The organism is Kribbella orskensis, assembly GCF_004342085.1.
In the GTDB taxonomy this organism is placed as follows: Bacteria; Actinomycetota; Actinomycetes; order Propionibacteriales; family Kribbellaceae; genus Kribbella; species Kribbella orskensis.
Map to the genome: position 1 here is coordinate 302,826 of NZ_SLWM01000007.1, position 21,205 is coordinate 324,030.

Sequence of the window (21,205 nt, forward strand, 5' to 3'; positions counted from 1 at the left end):
CATCTTCTCTACCTCATTATGTTTCCAAGCTTATCTTGAACAAAGACATCGTAGATCGAGTTATCCATAGTCTCCCCGATAGCAGCAACATCACCAACTTTGCGCTGCTTAATTAAGGCATATATTGCTAGAAGTCGCGCCAAGTCAGCCCAGTACGTGGGTCCATCTAGCATCTCAGCAACCAGCCCATCGCCAGATCTGAGAAGTTCCTCTGTATGGATCAGCTTCTCGACGGCCGGCCATTGGTCCCCTTGAGGCATCTCAGGCATTTGCGACTGGGTCGACTGCCACCCCTCGGCAAGAAATGCTTTGGCGGCAGAGACATCCTTTTGATACAGATGGAGACTGCCCGTGAAATGCGTATAGGAGCCAACAGGCAACGATAACGACCGCGCAATGAGCTCTTGAAGCATCGTAAAACAGAACACATCGTGCGGAAGCCCGAGCCATGTGTCACTTGAACGCATATAAGTGATCAACTGCAATTTATTGCCCCTGATGAGAAATTGCATCGTGCAAGTGCACGGCACATCCTCATGATGCTCTGCGACATCCGAGTGATCGAACAACTGAATCACAGCGCGCCGGCTAGACGGCTTTTCTCGCAGGGTGTTCACGACATATTCGACCTGATTGACCCCATCGAAGGCGAATAGACGGGGGCCGTACCCTCCATGGATTACACCTTCTTCAGCAAACTTGGAGTAGGCGGAAATATAGTAGGCGATGTGATCTAGATCATTATGCCCGGACAGATACCAACATAATTCCCCAAGGGAACTAAATAGACGTCCCCGACCTTCGCTCCGACTAAGCCGGGCCAACGGATTATCGAGCGTTAGCGCAGCGCCACATACATCCAGCGCAGGACCTTTTGTGGGGTTCGTCAGTTCGCCATCGTTCAAGATTGTTTGAATTGCCTCGCGCAGAAGGTCGTCGAGAGTCCCAGCTCGAAGTACGAGAACCATGTCCTTCCTCCCATTCGGGTAGCGCGGATAATTGGCTTTGCTTATTTCCTTGAAGTCATGATATGCCTACTTACTCAGAAATGGGAGGAGCAACACAATCTGATATCGGCGTGTCGTGACTCCGGCGCCTCTCAGGGGCATTAGGTCATCTTTAGATGCTCAAGCCACCAGGAGGACGCTCGCATTGATGCACCGATGTTTCTTCGGCCTGTCGGACGGAACGGCCGGCCATATTTCATTTGTCAGAGGCGACTCGGCGAGGCACCAGTCGGCCAAGTGGTGGCTGAGCCTAGAAGGCTCGCCGCGCAGCGCGCGGCCCAACGACGCACCTGAGGCTGCCGAGGGCTGATGGCGAGCGGCGGTCTCAGTTGCGGTCTCATTCGTTGGCGTTCGCTGGCGTTCGCGAACCAGTTCGAGTCCCGCTGTACGGCTGGCGAAGCCTGTTGACCTACGGCGAACACCGCCGGGCGGAGTTGGAAAGCGTGTTGGGGGCAACCCCTCACGAGTTCGAATCTCGTATCCTCCGCCACTCCCCGGAGCAGAGAAGCCGCAGGTCAGAGCGTGTTTCGGCCCTCCGAGGGACGAACAGAAGGTGGGCCGGTCGCCAGCGCGACCGGCCTGACTTCGTCGAGGCCCACAGCAGGCCGCCGATGCAGGTGGCTAGGTGGCTGGCACCTGGCGACGCCGGTATAGCCACATCGCACCGAATGCGATGGCCGCGCCGCCGACCGCGGACGCGCCGGCCTGCAGAACCTCAACACCGTTGTCGTCTGGTGCGCTGCTGACCGTCGCAGCCTGGACCGGAGGCACCTCGTACCTCGGGTCGTAGTTCGGGTAGTTCGGCGGTTTCGGCTCGTGCGGCATGACCGTGGTGTTCCGAGGTACGTCGTTGGAAACCCGGGCCGGTGCTTCGGTCGCGGTCAGCCCGATGGTGCCAAGCGCGAGTGCCGATACGGCCAGAGTTGTGAGCGTTCGGTTCATGACTCCCCCTATGGGTCGTAGCGGCGGGATTGCCGCTCTGGCTTCAGATTCGCTCTGTGCCGCAACGGCCAAATCGGGCGCGAGTCCTTAGAAGCGGCGGGCGAACCCTTAGATTCGCGGCACGGCCGGCCCGCGGTGGTGCAGACATCTGATTCGTTTCGGCGGAGACTGCTGAAATGGGTGGGGTTGGAGGCTCGCCGCTGCCGGGTATCGCAGGCCGCGTCGAGGAGGGGAAGGTCCTCGCGGGGGCGATCAGCGCTGCCGTCGTGCGACGACCGTGTGCGGTGTTCGTGCACGGGGAGGCGGGCGTGGGTAAGACGCGGCTGGTACGCGCTGTGTGTGACAACGCGGCGGCAGGTGGCGCAGCGGTCCTGTGGGTTGTGGTATTCGATTTGGTGCGGTGGACGCGCCGTACGTCGCGCTGATCGCTGCGTTGGAGGGCTGGTTGGAGTCGGCGGAGCCATCGGAACGGGCCAGTGCGCTGGCGGCAGTTCCGGCCGCCGCCGAGCTTTTGCCCTCATTGGGCGGGCAGCCGATGCGAAGCACGGTCCGGCTGCTTCCAGTGATCGACGGACTGCTGCAGGCGCTGGTTTCGCAGCGGCCGGCCGTGCTGGTCGTGGATGACGTCCAGTGGGCCGACCTGGCCTCGCGGGACGCGATCACCTATCTGGTGGCCGGGTTCCGCAGCCAGAGGCTGGCCGTGCTGACGACGTACCGCGACGAGGAAATTGCGGCCGGGGATCCGCTGAATGTCTGGCTGGCCGACCTGAACCGGCTGCCCTCGGTGTCGTCGTTGCGTCTGGCCAGAATGGGCCGCGACGAGACCGAGCAGCAGTTGTCGCTGTTGCTCGGCGGTCAGGCCGATCCGGACCTCGTGTCCGCGGTGGTACAGCGCTCGGCCGGCAACCCCTATTTCACGGAACTGCTGGTCCATGGGCTGACGGCCGCGGACCAGAACCTGCCTGCCGATCTGCCCGCGGAGCTGACCGGCGCGCTGCTGGCCGCTTGGCACCGACTGGATGACCCGTCCCGCGAGGTGGTGAGACTGCTGGCGGTCTGCGGTCGCCCGGCCTCGGTGGACGATCTGCTCGAGGTGGCCGCGGCACGCGGCATCGACGCCGAGAAGGTGACCGTTGCGCTGGTCGAAGCAACGAAGAACGGGATCTGCGTGGCACAGGGTGCTGAGCTGTGCTGGTTCCGCCACCCGCTGCTCGCCGAGGTCCTGAACGCCACGTTCGTGCCGGGCGAGGCGGTGCCCATCCATGCCGCATGGGCCGCGGCGCTGGAGAGCCGAACCGGCACAGCCATCGATGAACTGCGCCGGGTCGGCGAGCTCGCGGGTCACTACGAGGGTGCCCACGAGCGAGCAGCGAGCCTGGAGGCGTCGCTGCGCGCTGCGGACCTCGCCAGACAGCTGAAAGCCCTGCCCGAGGAGGCGGTTCACCTGCGCCGAGCGGCGCACCTGTGGCCAACCGTCCATGCAGCCGATGGGCAACCGCCGGATGGTGAGCTCGATCTGCTCGAGCGCCTAGCCTCCGTGTCGGATCTGGTCGGAGACGGCGAGGAGACGCTCGCTGCCTGGAGCCGCTCGCTGCAGCTCGTCGACGAACGCCGAGATCCGCTTCGGGCCAGCCGGATCGTGCGAGAAGCGGCCTTCTCGGAGTTCTGGACGGGCCGGCGCAGCAGCCACCCGTTCGAGGCCCTCGAACATGCCGTCAGACTTTCCGCGCCATTCCCAGACAGCGCAGAGTATGCCGCCGCACTTGCTGAGCTCAGCGTTGCCCACAACTGGACTGCTGCGTCGTTCGAGTCTGCGCAGCCGTACGCCGACGAAGCCGCCCGCGCGGCCCATCGCTCAGGATCGCATGAGGCGTTGACACTGGCCTACCGCGCTCTGGCCGAGGCGTACGGCCAGGACGAGCGCGCTGATGCCGACTCCGCTGAAGCCCTTCGCCACGCACGGCTCACGGGCCACCCAGGCCGCATGCTGAACGCCCGGTGGGCCAGAACGGCCTACCTCGCCCCGCGACTCCGCGTTGCCGACATCGTGCAAGTGGATGTCGACGGGCTGCGCGAGACGCTCGACGAAGGGGCCACCAACGTGGCCGGCTTCCACGCCGGCAATCTCGCCCGGTTTCTCCTCATCCTCGGACGCCATACGGAGGCCGACCAAGCCGTCCGTACGGGACTGACTCTCGCCAGGGTCGCGACCATGCGTGCTGTCGTCCGGCTGGCCGCAGCCCTGCTGGCCGCACGCCGAGGTGACCTCGACCAGGCCCGCTTGCACGTACGGCGTCTCCATGAGCTGATACCGGACCTCGAGCACCGCTCGGGGTTGTGGGCGCCGCCGACCCTCGCGGAACACCTGCTCGCCGAGGACCGGCCGGATCAAGCCCTCGAGCTGCTCGCGGACACGATGGTCGTCCAGATCGTGCGCCCACGAGTTGCCGACGAGATGCTCATGTTGAGCGCACGCGCGGCCGCCGACCTCGCCGACCACGCGCGAGACCGCCGAGACCGTGACGGCGTCACTCGCGCCCGACGATCGCTCGACGACATCGTCGAGCGGCGCCGGCAGCTCCAACCGCCCCCGTTCGCACGTATCACGAACGATGATCTGATCACTCCGGCCGTCGAAGCGCTCCACGCGGCGGAGACCGCACGATGCCTGGCCCAGTCAGAGACCTCGACTCTCTGGGCGGAGGCGGCACATCGCTGTGCCGCTGCCGAGCTGCGCTGGGACGAGGCGATCGCCTCCCGCCGTTGGGCACAGGCCCTGCTCACTGAGGGCGCGAGCAAAGCCGCCGTCGCGGTGCCACTGCGATCGGCGTACCGCCTCGCCGACGAGATGTCTGCCGGCCCGCTCCGACACGAGGTGGAGAAACTGGCGACGGTTGCCAGGATCCCCCTCGCCGAGCCGCGCCCCTCGTCGGCCGACACGCTCGACGATGCCCCGGAAGCCTTCAGGTCCCTGACTCGACGGGAGCGCGAGGTCCTCGCCCATCTGGTCGCCGGCCGGTCGTACGCCGAGATCGCAGCTGCCTTGTTCATCAGCGAGAAGACCGTCAGCGCGCACATCTCGAACCTGCTTCGCAAGACCGGTACGTCGTCCAGACGCGATGTGGCCGCACTGGCCAGCAGACTCGGCTACCCGTCACCTCTCTGAGGCTGTCAGGACCCGAACGACCAACTGGCCGTCCTCGACGGTGTAGACGATCCGGTCAGCGGGTTAGGTCTTTCGCCCCTGAGTCCTGGGTTGCTGGCTCGGCTGGAGCAAGCGACGAGTCAGAACGCCGTACGCCGTCTCAGTTTCCGTCTCAGGGTCATCGTTCACGGCCGTCCAGTGAGTAAAACGGTGAGCTCGTGATGGAAGCCACGGTCAGGCGTGATTGCTCTTGGCGCATGTCGGCCGCTGAGTTCCGGAAGGAGAGTCAGTGACTCTGCGAGCGGCACCTGGCACTGTCACGGCGCATCTGGGTCGCCGAGAAGCGAACGGAGGACGGACTCCCCGCGAGTCCCGGTCTGGGTGGGAGAACAAGCAGACTCCTGTCCCCAGGCGCAGGTGGATCCAGGAGGCTTCAGCTGACCCGTCGTGCCGCTCAGCCGCGTCGGTCCGGCGGGCTCTCGCGGCGCGGGGTTCGAGTTGACGTCAGAACCCCAGGCGTGCCGAAAACATGATCTACGCCCCGCGGAGGACCCGGTCGCCGAGGTCCGAGCGGCGGTAGAGGATTGAGCGGCCGTGCCGAGCCGAGATGAGCAGGCCGGCCGCGCGCAGTGCGCGCAGGTGCTGGTTGACCGCGCTCGGCGTGACGTCGAGGCGCACGGCGAGCTCGGTCGACGACGTCGGCGTCTCGAGCAGCCTCAGCAGCTGGGCACGGACACGGCCGATCAGGCCCACCAGGGCGGTCGGCGGCGTAGTCGTCTTGGTCTCCCACAGCGTTCCCAGACCGCGTGCCGGGTACATGATGTGCGGCGGCTCCTCGGGAGAGATCGGCACCGATCCGCGCCGGCTGAAGAGCGAGGGAGTGAGCGTCAGGCCGCGACCGGCGGTCGAGGTGCGGTAGGAGTAGTCGCTGCGCAGACGTATCCGGAGGACGGTGTCGTCGAGGCGTACATGTGGGTCGATTCCTGCGAACATCGCCGCGAGACCGGCTTGCGCCGTGACCCGGCCGCGGTAGACGACGTCGGCCTCGAGCACTGTCCGCATACGCGCCCAGTACGGCTCGAAACAGGCCTCCCAGTAGTCCCGCAGCGCTGCCAGCACACGGTCGAGCACCTTGTCCGGCCGACCCCGAAGTACCGGCGGGAGCATGGCCGGATGGATCTCCGCCAGGTCCGCGCCTACGACGCCGGCCGGTGTGCCCGTGAGCGCCGCCAACTCGTCGTCGATCCTGCCGAGCGGTGTGTAAGGCCGCGGAGTGAGGAAGTCCGGCGTCCACAGCGACTCGTTCGTCAACGCGCCGAGCAGTTCCAGGTCGAGCCCGGCACGCGTCGGCCCGGTGGCCCGCAGCCAGGGCAGTTGAAGCGGGAATCGGCCGGGGTCGCGCAGGGTCCGCAGGGAGAGGACCAACTCGTTCAGCGGCGAGATCGCGAAACGCACTTCGCCGAGGTCGTTGCCCGCGAGCTCGTACTCGATCATGAAGCAATACGCTACATCGCTGGTACCGGAGGACCGCCGGATGCAACAACTGTCAGGTGCCTGAACTCCTCCGCGATCCCCTTGAGCGCGCACTCGCTTCCGCCGTAACGGCGATGTCGCTGTCCCGTGGAATGTTCTTCGCCGTCAGCGCCCTGTACTTCACCCGCGGAGTCGGCCTGTCTCCCGCCGTCGTCGGGATCGGTCTCACCCTCGCCGGAGGGGTCGGCGTCCTGGCGTCGTACGCCGGTGGGCGACTGAGCGACCGATGCGGTGCCGATCGGCTCCAGCAGTGGGCGCTGGCCGCGCACGGAGCCTCGCTGCTGGCGTACGCCCTCGCCGGCAACGTCGTCAGCTTCGTCCTGGTCGCGGCCTGCGTCTCCGCCTCCCGCGGCCTGCTGAGCACCGCCCAGATGACGATGCTCGCCCGTTGGTATGTCGGCCCGGAGCGGGTCGCTGTCCGGGCCCGGCTGCGGGTGGTGATGAACGTCCTCATCGGCGTCGGCACCCTGCTCGCGGGACTGGCTCTGATGGCCGACACCACCATGGCATACCGCCTGACGGTGGTACTCGTCGGCGCGATCACGATCCTCGGCACCGTCCCACTGATTGGCCTGCGCCGCAGGGTCGCCGGGCTGGCTGTACGGATGGACGCCTCCGGTAGCGCCGAGGCGTCACGCGGACGCTCCCCCCTACGGGATCGCACGTATGTCGCCTCGACAGTCCTCAACGCCGTACTCGCGATCCATTTCGGGCTGACAACGGTCGGGATACCGCTATGGGTTGCAGACCACACCGACGCCCCGACCATCGTTGTATCCGCGCTCCTGCTCGTCAACACCGCCTACGTAGCGCTCTTCCAGGTCCGTGCCTCCCGCGGCACACAGAACCTGCGCACCGCTGGGCGGTCAGTACGCCGAGCGGGCCTGCTCCTGCTGATCGCCTGCCTGCTCTTCGCCGTAGCAGGCCATCTCGGCGCCGCGGCAGCAGTCGCCGTCCTGTTCCTCGCCGCTCTCGCCTCCTCTGCAGCCGAGACGCAGGGCGAAGCAGGAGGCTGGGGCATGGCCTTCGAACTCGCCGACCCCACTCGCGCCGGCGCCTACCAAGGCCTCAGCCAAACCGGCAACGCACTCGCCCTGATGCTCGCCCCCGCCGTCGTCACCACAACCGCGATCGACCACGGCACACCAGGTTGGATCGCGCTCGGCACACTCTTCGCAGCCACCGGCACCGCAACGGCGGTCGTCGCGAACCACGCCGCCACACGCAGGGATCAGCGCAACACGCCCGTCGGCACCACTCCCGCCTCCACTTGATGCCAGTGACCCGATGATCAGCTGTGCCTGCGACGTACGGCGATCGAGCTCAGGACCACACCGACAGAACCCGGACAATCGCGGTCTTGGAAAGCGTGTTGGGGCAACCCCTCACGAGTTCGAATCTCGTATCCTCCGCCACTCCCGAGAGGCACGAAACCGCAGGTCGGAGCGTGGTCTCGACTCTCTGAGAGAAGTGACAAAGCCGGGGCGGCTCCCAGTCTGGGAGCCGCCCCGGAGTCGTTCCGTCTCCGTTGTTCCTACGCGGGACTAATGCGCCGCTGGGCCGTCGTCAGGGTCTCGGTCCTGTTGTCCGGGCTCATCGCTTCCGGGGACCGCCCACAGCAGGCCGCCAACTCGCTTTGCGATGTTCTGGCGAATCAGGATCGGTCATGTGCTGATAGCGAGCCGCCATCGACGACCAGCCCATGATCCCCAGCCGCACACTCCGGCACCCCGAGAGCCAGGCCCGCCCAGCGCACGCCGGGCCACACAACCGCGGGGCACACGGATCGAGGCGGCTCACACGGTCGCGCAGATCGGTAAGGCGCGCTGCCATCTCCTCGGCCGCCGATTGTCCAGCTCGCAGCCGCGCGTCTAGAGCGCTCGTGCGGTCGCGTCGCATGCAATCGGCTACGCCGACCCCAGGCCCGGCACCCGCTCGCACCGATCTGGCGGCTGCGATAAGGACGGAGCAGAGTAGGACTACCGGCGCTCAGCGGCGCACCTATGGTCCAAGTTAGGAGGAACTTAGCATGTCCCATCACCTCGACACCCCGCTCGCAAGCCAGACCGGCCAGCTCTACATCGATGACCTGTACGTCTTCCACGGCGAGGGCAACACGGTGTTCATCATGGACGTCAACTCCAACGTCAACGGCCTGCATTCCGAGCCTGGGTTCCATCCGGAGGCGCGCTATGAGTTCAAGGTGCACTTCGACGGAGCGGACTTCGAAGCCCTCACCTACCGGGTCTCGTTCGGTGAAGCCGACTCCGGCGGGCGGCAGGCCCTGCAGCTGCACGCGCTCACCGGCGACCAGGCGCGCGAGGACTCCGCAGACGGCGAACTCGTGCTGGAGGGCCGGACCGGCGAGGCGGCCAGCGGGGGCGGCACCCGGATCTGGGCCGGACGCATCGGCGACTCGTTCTACATCGACCTGTCGCTGCTCACCATTGTCAACGGGGCGGTTGCAAACGGGACCGCACCGGACCTGTCGGAATGGCGACCGGAGAACGCGAAGAACAGCTTCGCCGACACCCACGTCGACTCCATCGTCCTCGAAGTCTCCCACCAGCACCCGCAGCTGCGACCCGGCGCCCGCACCAGCGTGTGGTGCGCCACCAAACTTGCCACCGACGCGGGCGGCTGGCGGCAGATCAACCGCTTTGGGCATCCCATGATGTGGCCGATCTTCTGGCCCAACGACACCGACTTCTCCGACCCCGCCAACACCCGGCACCCGTCCGAAGACTTCAACGCCACGGGCCAGTACATCGGCGAGCAGGTCGCCGCCGTCGTGGCGGCCAGCGGGACCTCCGATGACCCCCAGGGCTACGGCCAGACCGTGGCCCGGCGGCTGTTCCCCGACGTCATGCCCTACCTGGTAGGCACGCCCGCGACCTACGGGTTCGCCGCCTTCAACGGCAGGACGCTGGCCGACAACGCGCCCGAGGCAATGCTGTCCCTCGTCACCAACACCGCCGTACCGTCGGGGCTGAAGCCGTCCGTATCCGAGCATCTACGGGGCAGCAACTTCCCTTACGTTCTTCCAGCGTGACCCACCGCGGATCTCGGACCCATAACGCCATCGCGCCCCTGTCGATGGCGATCGAGTACGGGAGCCCGAAGTCACACCTGCGGGTGGAGAACTGAGACAGATCTCTCACAGCCACCTCACAGACTGGAAGGACAGCGCCGGACTTAGGCGCACGGGATGGACATCCGGTGGACCCTGACCTGCGGCTGCGGACTCTACCTCGACAACGCGCCCAGCGATCACCGACCGCACGACGTCGATCAAGCACACGAGGTCATCCTCATCTCGGCCAAGTTCCCGCCAGTCCGCGCAGGCGGCCGGCCGCACTTCCAAACTGGCTATGAGTCCGATTGCGCCTGCGTGTTCGAGCAATCCACCATGCTGGAACACCACCGCACCAAGCGCCGTCTCCGTCTCAGTTGTTCCTACGTGGTGGCCGGAACCCGCGCGCGCCGGTCACAGGCCGGGCGCGCCGTACAGCGGGAACCAGCGGGTGAGGTCGGTCTCGATCCGCAGGTCACTTTCGAGGGCCGACCTGATCTGAAGTTCGATGGTGTTGTCGCGGCGGTTCGGGCCGGTGGGGGCGAAGGGGTACCAGGTGCCTTGCTTGTAGAGGTAGACGAGCCCGAGTGGGTGGGTGCCGTCGGTGAAGGCGACTAGCGTGCAGAGCAGCGCGGCCCCGAAGCCGGCGTCGACGAGGGCGCTGTTCACCCCGTGCAGATCGGTGGCCAGGCCTGCGAGGTCGTCGTCCGCGACCTGGCGGATCAGCCATGTGTAGCCATAGGCGTCGGTCTGGCTCGTGTACTTGCCGTCATCCAGGGCGAGCAGTCTGTCGACCTCCTCGCGCAGGGCGGCGAATCCGCCGCCCTCGGCGGCCTTGAAACACACCGAGCCGGTACCGGTCGGCCGGTACCCGGTGGAGGTCTGCAGGGTGATCGCGGCGGCCGGCAGTCCGAAGAGCTGGTCGAGATTCGGGGGGACGGGCTTGGTCCGGCCGAACAGGATGTCCAGGAGGCCCATCTCTACCCCTGCTCCCCGAGCTCCCGGGCGATGCCGGCCAGCTGGTCGAGACGCCGCTCCAGCGGCGGGTGCGTGGCGAACAGCGAGGAGAGGCTGAGGCCCGGCGCGAGCGCGGGGGCGAAGAAGAACGCGTTGAACGCCTCGGCCTGCCGCAGGTCGCGGGACGGGATACGGGCGATCTCGCCACTGACCTTGGTCAGCGCCGAGGCCAGCGCGGAGGGGTGGCCGGTCAGGATGGCCGCGGCGCGGTCCGCGGACAGTTCCCGGTAACGGGACAGCGCTCGGGTCAGGAAGAAGGAGAGCGCATAGACGACCGCGGACACGAGCACAACGGTCAGCGCCACCACCGTGGCGTTCTGGTCGCGGCTCCGACCGAAGCCGCCCCAGAGGCCGATGCGAGTGGTCAGCCCGGCGAGTACGCCGAGGAAGGAGGCGATGGTCATCACGGCAACATCGCGATGCGCGATATGGGACAGCTCATGCGCGAGCACGCCTTCGAGCTCGTTGGCGTCCAGCCGACGCAAGATCCCGGTGGTCACACACAACACCGCCTTGTTGGGGCTGCGCCCGGTGGCGAAGGCGTTGGGCATGTCGGCGTCGGCGATGGCCACCGTGGGTTTGGGCATGTCGGCCAGGGCGCACAGCCGGTCGATCACGCCGTGCAGCTCGGGGGCCTGCTCCGGGGTGACGATGTGGCCGTGCATCGCGTAAAGCGCGATCCGGTCGGAGAACCAGTACTGCGAGAACAGCAGCGCGCCGGCGATGACGACAGCCACCAACGCGCTCTTCGTCAGGACAATGAGCAAGGCGACGAAGACGACATAGAGCAGCCCGAGCAGGAAGGTAGTGGCCAGCATCCGGCCGGTCAGGCCACGGTCGGGCTTGAAGCGGGTTCTCATCGGCACACCCCGGGATCTACAGCTGCTTTCTGGTAGGCGTAGTCCAGCCTTCCACGCGGATCCAAGGCAATGTCGAGAACGTGCTCGCCTCTGCCTTGGCGGCGCGGTCTGCAGGTCAGCTCCGAGCTGCAGAGTGGCCAGAGCACCGGACTGCGGACGGTCCGCGCGTCCGGGACAACGGACAGCTTGTCCACGCGCCCGTCCACGAGCCCAGCCATTCAGTTCAGGGCTTCAACAGATCTCCCTGACAGCGACCGAGTAACCCGCGGACTACGGACCCGTTTGTCGGTTTCTCGGCTTGGGTACCTCGCTGTGCTGTGAGGCACAGCGCCGCACAGCTGAGGTACAAGGAAGACAGGCACATGGAGATCATCGGTGTAATCGTCGCGGGCATCATCATCGGACTGCTCGGCAAGTTCGTCGCTCCGGGCAACAAGGACAACATCCCGATCTGGCTCACGATCCTGTGCGGCATCGGCGGTGTGATCATCGGATGGTTCATCTACACCGCGTTCGGGGGCAACGGCAGCGCCGGTATCGACTGGGTGCGCTGGCTCGTCGCCATCCTGGTCGCGGCCGTTCTCGTCGTCGCCGCATCCACTCTGACCGGCAGGAACGCGTCCAGGCGGGTCTGAACACACGACGCGAAACACAAGCTGGGCCGGTCGCACAGGCGACCGGCCCAGCTTTCGTGCGGGGTCTCGCGAGACTCAGGCCTCGGCGTTGCGGGCCGCCAGGACGCGCATGGATCCGCTGGTGACCCGGATGCGACGCTCGCGGAGAAGCGAAAGGCGTTCGACCGGGGGCACCAAGCGGGACACGGGGTGGAGGAGTTCGCGGACTCGGGAGGTGACGAACGGGACGGCGTAGTACTGGTACGCCGGGTCGACGGCGCTGACCGTGAAGCCGGTGCGGGACAGCAGGTCGGTGATGGTTCGAGGGCCGTAGTAGCTGACGTGTTCGGGGATTTTGTAGGAGACCCAGCGGCGGCCGGAGACGCGCGCGAGGAGGCTCTTGATGTTCGGTGTGACCATCACGACAAGGCCGCCTGGGCGGAGGAATCGGGCCGCGGTGCGAAGGAAGGCGGCCGGGTCGGTGATGTGCTCGATCAAGTGCGAGGTGAAGATGACGTCGAAGGTCTGACCCTCGATCTCGGGCACTTCCTCGAGCAGCCCGTGGAACACGCGGCCGGGGTACAACTCGGCGGCTCGTTCGACGGCGGCGGGTGAGAGGTCGATCCCGTAGGCGTCGTAGCCGGCGTCGAGCGCGCACTTCAGGAAGTACCCGTACCCGCAGCCGACCTCGAGGATCCTGCCCTGCGGCACGAACTCGGCGATCCGCCGCACGTCCTCGCGGAACGTGGCCAGGTACTCGGTCTCCTGACTCTCGTACTGCGAGTAGCCGGAGCCCTCTCCGCTCTCTCGTCTCACCCCCGACGAGGGCGAAACCGCGACTGTAGTGCGCGCCATTATGCCCACCCCGGCGCCCCGCTCCGGACCACCTCTCGCCGAAAAGGTCCGCCCGAGGAGGGCGCGATGTGTCACCCTTCGACAGGGGGAGGTCGATGGTGCAGATTCTGCTACTCGGCGGGTTCGGCGTCGATCACGACGGCCGGCTCGTCGATGCCCGCGCGTGGCGACTGCGGAAGGCGCGCACGCTCGTCAAACTACTGGCACTGCAGCGTGACCAGCGGTTGCACCGCGACGTCCTCCTCGACGCGCTGTGGCCGGACCGTACTCCGATGTCGGCCGTCAACAATCTCCATCAGGCACTGCATGTCGCCCGCCGGGTGCTCGCCGACGACGGACCGACCAACGGGCTGCTGGAGCTGCGTGACGACGTCGTGGCGTTGTGCGCCGACGGTCCGGTCGATGTCGACGTACGGCACTTCGAGCAGTTGGCGGCGCAAGGCCGAGTCAGCGGTGACCTCGCCGATCTCCGTGCCGCGGTGGCTGCGTACACCGGCGACCTACTCCCCGAGGACCGCTTCGAGGACTGGGCCACCCAGCCGCGCGAGGAACTCCGCCACGCCTTCTGCGACCTCCTCGTCGACCTCGCCGACACAGCCACAACGGCCGATCCCAACGCCGGCAGCGAGATCGAAGCACTCGACGCACTGCAGCGCGCACTAACAATCGACCCACTACACGAACGCGCAGTCAGAAGCCTGATGCGCCGCCACGCCGCGATGGGCCGGCGATCGGAAGCCCTGGCCCTGTACGAACGGCTGCGCGGCGATCTGGCCGCGGCGTACGGCACAGACCCAGATCCAGAGACCCAACGCAGGTACCGCGACCTGCTTACCGACAGCATCGAGGTCGAGGAGTCCACACAACCACCCCGGCACAACCTCATCCCCGCGCTGACCAGCTTCGTCGGCCGCGAGCGGGAGATCAGCGACGTCCACCGCCTCCTGGAACGAGGCCGGCTGGTCACCCTGACCGGCGTGGGCGGTGCAGGTAAGACACGGCTCGCAGAGGAGGCGGCTCGTAGGTTGCTTCCCGCCTACCCCGACGGAGTCTGGATCGCGGACCTGGTGCCCGTGGCCGACCCGCACCTCGTCGCCGATACCGTCGCGGCCGCACTCGGGCTCGACCCAGGCGCGGGCTCCGACCCGTTGCGCACGCTGGTCGCCCGGTTGGCAACACGCAAACTCCTGCTCGTGCTCGACAGCTGCGAGCATCTCCTCGCCGCCTGTGCCGCACTCGCCAACGCCGTACGGCGCAACTGCCCCGGCGTCACGGTGCTCGCGACGAGTCGGGAGCCTCTGCATGTTCCGGGTGAGGTGACCTTCCGGGTGCCGTCGCTCGAGCTGCCGGAGCCAGAGGAAGCCGGGGACCCGGACCGGCTCGTGACTCACTCCTCCGTACGGCTCTTCGTCGACCGCGCGCAGGACGTGCGGCCCGGCTTCGTCCTCGACCTGGACAATGCGGCTTCCGTAGTGGAGATCTGCCGTCGTCTCGACGGCATTCCGCTCGCGCTGGAACTGGCTGCTGCCCGGATGTCGCACCTCGAGTCGGCGGAGATCGCCGAGCGACTGAGCGAGGCGCTTCCCCTGCTCGGTCGGCGCGGCGAGATCACCCGGCACGCGACGCTGCGGGCCGCGCTCGAGTGGAGTCACGCCTTGCTGTCGGACGACGAGCAGGTGCTGTTGCGCCGGCTCGCGGTCTTCTCCGGCAGCTTCTCGCTTCCTTCAGCAGAGCAGGTCTGCGCGGACGAACGGATTCCCGGCCCGGACGTGCTGGACTGCCTTGGCCGGCTGGTCGACAAGTCCCTGCTACTGGTCGACCACGATGGTCCCCGCTCGCGCTATCGCCTGCTGGAGACCATCCGGCAGTTCGCCCGAGAGCGACTCGTCGCGGCAGGTGAAGCCGAGTCACTGGAGGCCGCACACTGCGCGCATTTCCTGGAGCTCGCGCTCGGCCAGGACCCCGAGCGGGTCAGCGTCGTCGTCGAACGCCCGCAACTGCTCGACGTCGACCACGACAACCTCCGCGCCGCGCTCGGCTGGGCGCTGCGGAACGACCCCGACCAAGCGTTGGTGCTCGGAGTGAGCCTTTCGCAGTACTGGCTGGCGCGCGGGCACTTCGTCGAGGGAGCGGACTGGCTCGAACGCATTCTCGAGGTGGCCGTCAAGCCGTCACGGTCGCGGGCTCGTGCGGTGTTCGCGCTCGCGATCCTCGACGCCCGGAGTGGTTTGAGCGAGAGACTCCCGGGCCTCGGTGATGAGGGCGTAGCTCTCGCCGAGCAGTCCGATGACCCGTCCGACGTCGTGGCCGCCCGGGTACTCCGCGGCACCCTGCTGCTGAGCAGCGCAGACCTCGACGAGGTCGAGCGGACCGCCACGGCAGCGATTGCCGATGCGGACTCGCTCGGAGCGGCGCCGGTGGCCGCTGCCGCCCAGGGGCTTGCCGCCATGGTCTCGTTGTTCCGCGAAGACGTGGAGCCGGCACAGCAACGGTTCGACGAATGTCTTCGCCGGTTGAGTCTGATCGACCCGACCGCTGTCCCCTTCTTCCCAGCCGTGACGATCTGCCTGCCGCTCGTGCCGGTCGGCGGAACATTGGTTCCGGTGTTCGAGGAGACCTTTCTGCTCGGCCGGCGGGTCAGCGCCGTGCAGGCGTATGGCTACGCCTTGTCGGCATCCGCTGACGTATATCGGCTCACGGGAGACCTCGACAGTGCCCTCGCGGCGGTACGCCGCTCGGTCGACGGGTTCGCCGACATCGACGACACGGTAGGGCTCGGCCACGCTCTCAACCATCTGGGGTGCATCGAGCGCGACCGGGGCCTGTTCGAGCCGGCCGAGAAGCATCTGCGCGAGGCTCTGCGGATCCGCAAGCAACTGGGAGATCGTCGCGGCGAGAACCTGACCCTCGCCAACCTCGGGCTGCTGTCCGCGGCCGCCGGCGATCCCGGCGAAGGACGCCGGTTCACCCGCATGGCCCTCGACCGCGGCGAGGCGGTCGACGATGTGCCCGCGGTGGCGGGAGCTCTGCTGGATCTCGTCATCGTCGAGCTGTTCGCCGGTCAACGGCAGGCCGCCCGGGCACTCGCCGAACAAGCGGTGGAGGCCTTCCACCCGCAGGGATATCTGCGACTCGAAGCCTGGGCGCGGCTCCTGGCCGCCGAACTCGCCCGCGACGACGGCGACTCCGAAGTACTGGCCAGGCACGGCCGTATGGCGGCCGAGATCTTCGCCCGGCTGGGCTGCCGCATCGGTACGGCGCGGGCAGCCGCCCTGCAGCTCCAGCCTTGAAGCCGCTCACGACCGGCTAAGTCGCGCTAAGTCGCTGCGAAGGACGCCTTCCTAGCGTCGTGCTGGTCAAGGAAACACCTTGGGGGCACGACGAGAAGGAGTAGGCAATGACAACGACGGAAACGCGGCAGGACACTCTGGGGGAAGCCACGCTCGGCGAGTTCGCCGAAGGACTGCGTGGTGAGCTGGTCCGCCCGACCGACCCTTCGTACGACGAAGCCCGGTCGATCTGGAACGCCGCCCACGACAAGAAGCCGGCTCTCGTGGTGCGATGCCACGGAGTTGCCGACGTAGTCCGGGCGGTCGAATTCGCCCGCAGCGAAGGCCTTTCGCTGGCCGTCCGGGGCGGCGGCCACAGCATCCCCGGCTTCTCGACGGTCGACGGCGGCCTGGTGATCGACCTGTCGCCGATGAACGCGGTCCGGGTCGACCCGAACCGTCAGCGCATCGTGGCGCAAGGCGGCTGTGTCTGGGGAGACGTCGACGCCGAGGCCCAGGCGTTCGGGCTGGCTGTCACCGGTGGCCTGGTGTCGACGACGGGTGTCGCCGGCTTCACCCTCGGTGGCGGGATCGGCTGGCTCGTCCGTCGATGCGGGCTCGCCTGCGACAACCTGGTCGGAGCCGACATCGTCACCGCCGACGGCCAGTACCTGCACGCCAGCGAGGACGAGAACCCTGAGCTTCTCTGGGCTCTGCGCGGCGGCGGCGGCAACTTCGGAGTCGTCACGTCGTTCGAGTTCCAGGCGCACGAGGTCGGGCCCACCGTCTTCGCCGGCCTGGTCTTCTACCCCGGCGACCAGGCGGCTCGCGTACTGCGTGGCTTCGGCGAGGCGGCAGCCAACGCACCCGACGAGCTGTCGCTGGCGGTCAACCTGACCACCGCGCCACCCTTGCCGTTCCTCCCGGAAGACGTGCACGGGAAGCCGATCGTCGCAGTACTGGGCATGTGGTCGGGGCAGACCGAGGACGGCGACGAGGCGACGCGGCCGTTCCGCACGTTGGCGCCGGTGGTCGCCGATCTGTTCGGCCCGATGCCGTACAACGCGATGCAGACACTGCTCGATCCGCTCTTCCCGCGGGGCATGTGGAACTACTTCCGGTCGGCGTTCTTCACCGAGCTCGGTGGAAAGACCGTCGACGCGCTCGTCTCGTCACACAGCCAGGTGCCGAACGGCGTGTCCGAGCTTCACATCCACCACCTCGGCGGCGCGATGGGCCGCGTACCGGCCGACGCCACGGCCTTCGGTACGCGCGACCACGAGTTCATTCTCAACGCGGTGGCGCGGACACCCGACGGGAACGGCTTCGACGAGGTTGCCCAGTGGGCCCGCTCGGCATCCGCCGGACTCGGACCGGACGCGGCGTCGTACGTGAACTTCACCGGAGAAGGGAGCGAGGAAAGCGTGCGCGCGTCCTACCCGTCGTCCACGTACGACCGGCTGGTGGCGGTGAAGGACCGCTACGACCCGACCAACCTGTTCCGGCTCAACCAGAACATCACCCCATCGGCCGCACCTGGTCGCTGACCCGGACGGTCCAGCAAGCGTAGGCACTACGACGCCGGGACGGCTCCCGCTCGGGGGGAGCCGCCCCGGCGTCCTACGTCCCGGGATCAGTGCGCGCCGAGGGCGTTCTGGATGCCGGTGACGGCGGCGCCACGGGCCCAGTCGGTGAAGGTCAGCGGGGTGGTGACGATGTCCAGCGTGCAGCGCTGGGATTCGGCGGGGCCCGGGCGGAGGCGGTCGTCGATGACTTCGTTGAGGGGGGCTGAGTCGGTGAAGGCGGCCAGGTCCTCGCCGGCCAGGACGATGCACGTCGTCTGCAGGGCGCCGGCGAAGGTGACGATCAGGTGGCCCAGGGCCCGGGCCGCGCCGTTCAGCCGCTCAGTAGCCGCTGGGTCGCCCGAGGCGCGAGCGCGGACCAGGTCGTCGAAGGTGACTGGGTGGCCGGCAGCGGCCGAGGCTTGGGCCTCGACGTCCTCGCGGTTCAAGTAGGCGGCGACGCAACCGGGGTGGCCAAGGCTGCAGCGAGGGCCGCGGGTGTCGATGGGGGCATGCGCCAGCAGGTGGCCGTTGTCGATGAGTTGCTCGACGGCGACACCTTCACGCACGACGCCGAAGCCCAGCCCGGCGCCGACGGTGATGATCCCGAAGGTCGAGTGGGTCCGCCCCGCGCCGAACCACAGTTGCTCGCGAGCCAACGCGGCCACGTCGTTCGCGACGATCACCGGCAGCCCGGTCCGCTCGCGCAACGGCGTACCGAGGTCGACGTCGCTCCAGCCGAGGAATGTCCCCTCCTGCACCACGGTCCGGTCGACCACCACTCCGCCGACGGTCACCCCGATCCCGTCCAGTGAGGGAACCTTCCGGCCGAGCCTGGTGGCCAGTTGCGCGACGATCTTCGCCGTCGCCTCGACCGGTACGACGCCGTCCACCGCCGCGGGTAGCGCCGCCCGCGCGGTGGCGCTCACCTCACCGAACATGTCGCACACGACGGCGTACGCCGTGTCCGAGGTGAGCTTGCACCCCACGACATGGCGAGCACCGGGTACGGCGGTCAGGATCTGCCGCGGCCGGCCGACGGCGGACGGGGGCTCCAGATCCTCCGAGGCGATCCCCCCGCCGATCAGCGAGCGAGCCAGCCGGGACATCGACGCGTAGGACAGGTTGAGCCGGTCTCCCAGGTCGCCGCGGGTGGCCGGTCCGTGGATCAGCAGCTGCCGGGTCACGGCGAGCTCGCCGGCGGACAGTTCTCCCCCGGTTCCCGACCTCGCGGACGTGCTCGTCGCTACCACCTGCCAAAGGATACGGGCGTGACCCTTGTCACACTCGCCAGCATGCATTATTTTCAATCTGACTGCAAATACCTGAGGTTCGGAGCAACCCACGTTCGGACCATCCGCCGGCCCACTCCGACCTGGACCCCGTCGTGAGCGACCGGCACCTGCTGGCAGGCAGCCCTCCCCGGTGAAGGAGCCACGATGGCCACCACGATCCCCGCCCGGCCGGCGAGAGCCCGCCGCGCCCGCAACGGTCCACACGACGACACCCGACTCGCCCTGCTGTTCATCCTTCCGGCCACCATCGGCTTCCTGGTCTTCCTGGTCTGGCCGACCCTGCGCGGGATCTACCTCAGCTTCACCAAGTTCAACCTGCTGACCCCGCCGGAGTTCAACGGCCTGGACAACTACGTCCGGATGGTCCAGGACCCGGTGTTCTGGAACGCGATGAAGGTGACGCTGTACTACGTCATCCTCAACATCGGCTTCCAGACCGTCCTGGCCCTGGTGATCGCCGTGATGATGCAGCGGCTGACCCAGCGGACCTGGCTGCGCGGCATCGTGCTCACGCCGTTCCTCGTCTCGAACGTGGTGGCCGCGATGGTCTTCCTCTGGATCCTCGACTACCAGCTGGGCATCGCGAACAACATCATCGCGGGACTCGGCCTGGAACGGATCCCGTTCCTGTCCTCCGAGGCCTGGGTGATCCCGACGATCGCGTTCATCAACGTCTGGCGGCACGTGGGCTACACCGCGCTGCTGATCTTCGCGGGTCTCCAAATGATCCCGGAGACCGTCTATGAGGCCGGGCGGATCGACGGGGCGAGCGAAGTACGCATGTTCCGCAGCATCACTGTCCCGCTGCTGCGGCCGATCATCTCGCTCGTCCTCATCATCACCGTGGTCGGCTCGTTCCAGGTCTTCGACACCGTCGCGATCGCGACCCGCGGTGGACCCGTCGACTCCTCGCGCGTGCTGCAGTACTACATCTACGACGTCGCGTTCAGCCGCTTCCAGTTCGGCTACGCGTCGGCCATGTCGGTGGCGCTGCTCGTCGTCCTGGTGATCATCACCTTCGTCCAGTACCGGCTCAGCCGGGCCGAGTCGTCCGACCTGGCCTGAGGAGGCGACCATGACCACCGACACCACCCCGACGGTAGCCACCGCCGCGCCCGACGTCGCAGTACGGCGGGATGCGCCGCCGCCCGAGCGCCGGAGCTTCAACTTCGGCCGCGCGCTGGCGTGGACCTTCATGATCCTGGTGATCCTCGTCAGCCTGTTCCCCTTCTACTGGATGCTCCGTACCGCGCTCTCCAGCAACAACGCCCTGTACGCCGGGTCCGACAGCCTGCTGCCGGTCCAACCCTCGGCCGGCGGGTTCGAGCGGGTCTTCGGCCTGCAGACCGGGCAGGAGGCCATCGATGCCGGTGGCGCCGGACAGGCGATCAACTTCTGGCGCTACCTGTTCAACTCGGTCGTCGTCGCCACCCTCATCACCGTCGGCCAGGTGTTCTTCTCAGCGATGGCGGCGTACGCGTTCGCGAGGCTGCAGTGGCGGCACCGTGAGAAGGTCTTCGCCTTCTTCCTCGGCGGTCTGATGATTCCGGCGATCTTCACGCTGCTGCCGAACTTCGTGCTGATCAAGCAGCTCGGCCTGGTGGACACGCTGCTCGGGATCTCGCTGCCGACGATGTTCATGACGCCGTTCGCGGTGTTCTTCCTGCGCCAGTTCTTCCTCGGCATCTCCCGCGAGGTGGAGGAGGCCGCACTGATGGACGGCGCCTCCAAGGTCCGGGTGTTCTTCCGGCTGATCCTGCCGATGTCGGTGGCGCCGATCACGACGCTGGCGATCCTCACCTACATCGCCGCCTGGAACGAGTACTTCTGGGCGCTGATGGTCAGCTACACCGACAGGTCGCGCGTCCTCACCGTCGCGCTCGGGGTGTTCAAGTCGCAGACCCCGCAGACCGGCCCGGACTGGGCCGGCCTGATGGCGGCCACCCTGGTCGCCGCTATTCCGATGCTGCTGCTTTTCATGCTCTTCGCGAAGCGCATCGTCAACTCCATCGGCTTCAGCGGGATCAAGTGAG

General features: G+C 67.3%; 16 protein-coding genes. 9 read left to right on the forward strand and 7 right to left on the reverse strand.

The features are described 5' to 3' along the window. Window positions 1–8: 8 nt before the first annotated feature. Together EV644_RS21685 and EV644_RS21690 are read right to left on the reverse strand one after the other, a co-directional pair. The gene (locus EV644_RS21685) at window positions 9–968 is read right to left on the reverse strand and encodes a thymidylate synthase (protein WP_132190497.1); all 960 of its coding nucleotides are present in this window, start codon (window positions 966–968) and stop codon (window positions 9–11) included. Between the two features lie 660 nt (window positions 969–1,628). Continuing rightward, the gene (locus tag EV644_RS21690; protein ID WP_132190498.1) at window positions 1,629–1,949 is read right to left on the reverse strand and encodes a hypothetical protein; all 321 of its coding nucleotides are present in this window, start codon (window positions 1,947–1,949) and stop codon (window positions 1,629–1,631) included. A gap of 176 nt (window positions 1,950–2,125) precedes the next feature. Here EV644_RS21690 and EV644_RS47835 point away from each other — a divergent pair, with 176 nt between their 5' ends. After that, window positions 2,126–2,374: an ATP-binding protein gene (locus EV644_RS47835; protein WP_132190499.1), complete on the forward strand. Its 249-nt coding sequence runs from the start codon at window positions 2,126–2,128 to the stop codon at window positions 2,372–2,374. Continuing rightward, a complete protein-coding gene (locus tag EV644_RS47545) occupies window positions 2,350–5,115 on the forward strand; it encodes a helix-turn-helix transcriptional regulator (protein WP_305000081.1) in 2,766 nt (921 codons plus the stop codon). The genes EV644_RS47835 and EV644_RS47545 overlap by 25 nt, the downstream gene beginning before the upstream one ends. Before the next feature lie 513 nt (window positions 5,116–5,628). Here the strand turns inward: EV644_RS47545 and EV644_RS21705 are convergent. Continuing rightward, the gene (locus EV644_RS21705; protein ID WP_132190500.1) at window positions 5,629–6,588 is read right to left on the reverse strand and encodes an ArsR/SmtB family transcription factor; all 960 of its coding nucleotides are present in this window, start codon (window positions 6,586–6,588) and stop codon (window positions 5,629–5,631) included. A 56-nt stretch (window positions 6,589–6,644) separates the two neighbouring features. Here EV644_RS21705 and EV644_RS21710 point away from each other — a divergent pair, with 56 nt between their 5' ends. Next, window positions 6,645–7,901 (forward strand): MFS transporter, encoded by a 1,257-nt coding sequence (locus EV644_RS21710; RefSeq protein WP_132190501.1) that lies wholly within the window; start codon window positions 6,645–6,647, stop codon window positions 7,899–7,901. Between the two features lie 755 nt (window positions 7,902–8,656). After that, the gene (locus EV644_RS21715) at window positions 8,657–9,679 is read left to right on the forward strand and encodes a DUF4331 family protein (protein WP_132190502.1); all 1,023 of its coding nucleotides are present in this window, start codon (window positions 8,657–8,659) and stop codon (window positions 9,677–9,679) included. A gap of 435 nt (window positions 9,680–10,114) precedes the next feature. On the opposite strand, the gene pspAB is transcribed toward EV644_RS21715, so the two are convergent. Further along, complete coding sequence (gene pspAB, locus EV644_RS21720) at window positions 10,115–10,678, reverse strand: PspA-associated protein PspAB (protein ID WP_132190503.1); 564 nt, start codon at window positions 10,676–10,678, stop codon at window positions 10,115–10,117. 2 nt (window positions 10,679–10,680) lie between these two features. Next, window positions 10,681–11,577: a zinc metalloprotease HtpX gene (gene htpX, locus EV644_RS21725; RefSeq protein WP_132190504.1), complete on the reverse strand. Its 897-nt coding sequence runs from the start codon at window positions 11,575–11,577 to the stop codon at window positions 10,681–10,683. Between the two features lie 362 nt (window positions 11,578–11,939). On the opposite strand from htpX, the gene EV644_RS21730 reads away from it, so the two are divergent. Then, window positions 11,940–12,212: a GlsB/YeaQ/YmgE family stress response membrane protein gene (locus EV644_RS21730; RefSeq protein ID WP_132190505.1), complete on the forward strand. Its 273-nt coding sequence runs from the start codon at window positions 11,940–11,942 to the stop codon at window positions 12,210–12,212. Window positions 12,213–12,287: 75 nt separating this feature from the next. Here EV644_RS21730 and EV644_RS21735 read toward each other — a convergent pair whose 3' ends face one another. Beyond that, window positions 12,288–13,007, reverse strand: a complete 720-nt coding sequence (locus EV644_RS21735; protein WP_158293271.1) for a class I SAM-dependent methyltransferase — start codon at window positions 13,005–13,007, stop codon at window positions 12,288–12,290. Window positions 13,008–13,141: 134 nt separating this feature from the next. Here EV644_RS21735 and EV644_RS21740 point away from each other — a divergent pair, with 134 nt between their 5' ends. Both EV644_RS21740 and EV644_RS21745 read left to right on the forward strand, forming a co-directional pair. Further along, on the forward strand, window positions 13,142–16,336 hold the full coding sequence (locus EV644_RS21740) for an ATP-binding protein (protein ID WP_132190507.1): 3,195 nt from the start codon (window positions 13,142–13,144) through the stop codon (window positions 16,334–16,336). A 107-nt stretch (window positions 16,337–16,443) separates the two neighbouring features. Next, entirely contained in the window at window positions 16,444–17,862 is a 1,419-nt protein-coding gene (locus EV644_RS21745) for an FAD-binding oxidoreductase (protein ID WP_132190508.1), read from the forward strand. 86 nt (window positions 17,863–17,948) lie between these two features. Here EV644_RS21745 and EV644_RS21750 read toward each other — a convergent pair whose 3' ends face one another. After that, entirely contained in the window at window positions 17,949–19,130 is a 1,182-nt protein-coding gene (locus EV644_RS21750; protein ID WP_158292898.1) for an ROK family protein, read from the reverse strand. Between the two features lie 186 nt (window positions 19,131–19,316). Here EV644_RS21750 and EV644_RS21755 point away from each other — a divergent pair, with 186 nt between their 5' ends. Together EV644_RS21755 and EV644_RS21760 are read left to right on the forward strand one after the other, a co-directional pair. Then, complete coding sequence (locus EV644_RS21755) at window positions 19,317–20,237, forward strand: carbohydrate ABC transporter permease (protein ID WP_132190510.1); 921 nt, start codon at window positions 19,317–19,319, stop codon at window positions 20,235–20,237. Between the two features lie 10 nt (window positions 20,238–20,247). Next, window positions 20,248–21,204, forward strand: a complete 957-nt coding sequence (locus EV644_RS21760) for a carbohydrate ABC transporter permease (protein ID WP_158292899.1) — start codon at window positions 20,248–20,250, stop codon at window positions 21,202–21,204. Window position 21,205 lies beyond the last annotated feature (1 nt).

Excerpts from the sequence above, each read along its gene's own strand:
- EV644_RS21715 (WP_132190502.1), top strand. The coding sequence starts at position 8,657 with ATGTCCCATCACCTCGACACCCCGCTCGCAAGCCAGACCGGCCAGCTC.
- htpX (WP_132190504.1), bottom strand. The coding sequence starts at position 11,577 with ATGAGAACCCGCTTCAAGCCCGACCGTGGCCTGACCGGCCGGATGCTG.
- EV644_RS21685 (WP_132190497.1), bottom strand. The coding sequence starts at position 968 with ATGGTTCTCGTACTTCGAGCTGGGACTCTCGACGACCTTCTGCGCGAG.
- pspAB (WP_132190503.1), bottom strand. The coding sequence starts at position 10,678 with ATGGGCCTCCTGGACATCCTGTTCGGCCGGACCAAGCCCGTCCCCCCG.
- EV644_RS21745 (WP_132190508.1), top strand. The coding sequence starts at position 16,444 with ATGACAACGACGGAAACGCGGCAGGACACTCTGGGGGAAGCCACGCTC.
- EV644_RS47835 (WP_132190499.1), top strand. The coding sequence starts at position 2,126 with ATGGGTGGGGTTGGAGGCTCGCCGCTGCCGGGTATCGCAGGCCGCGTC.
- EV644_RS21705 (WP_132190500.1), bottom strand. The coding sequence starts at position 6,588 with ATGATCGAGTACGAGCTCGCGGGCAACGACCTCGGCGAAGTGCGTTTC.
- EV644_RS21755 (WP_132190510.1), top strand. The coding sequence starts at position 19,317 with ATGGCCACCACGATCCCCGCCCGGCCGGCGAGAGCCCGCCGCGCCCGC.
- EV644_RS21690 (WP_132190498.1), bottom strand. The coding sequence starts at position 1,949 with ATGAACCGAACGCTCACAACTCTGGCCGTATCGGCACTCGCGCTTGGC.
- EV644_RS21730 (WP_132190505.1), top strand. The coding sequence starts at position 11,940 with ATGGAGATCATCGGTGTAATCGTCGCGGGCATCATCATCGGACTGCTC.
- EV644_RS21760 (WP_158292899.1), top strand. The coding sequence starts at position 20,248 with ATGACCACCGACACCACCCCGACGGTAGCCACCGCCGCGCCCGACGTC.
- EV644_RS21740 (WP_132190507.1), top strand. The coding sequence starts at position 13,142 with ATGGTGCAGATTCTGCTACTCGGCGGGTTCGGCGTCGATCACGACGGC.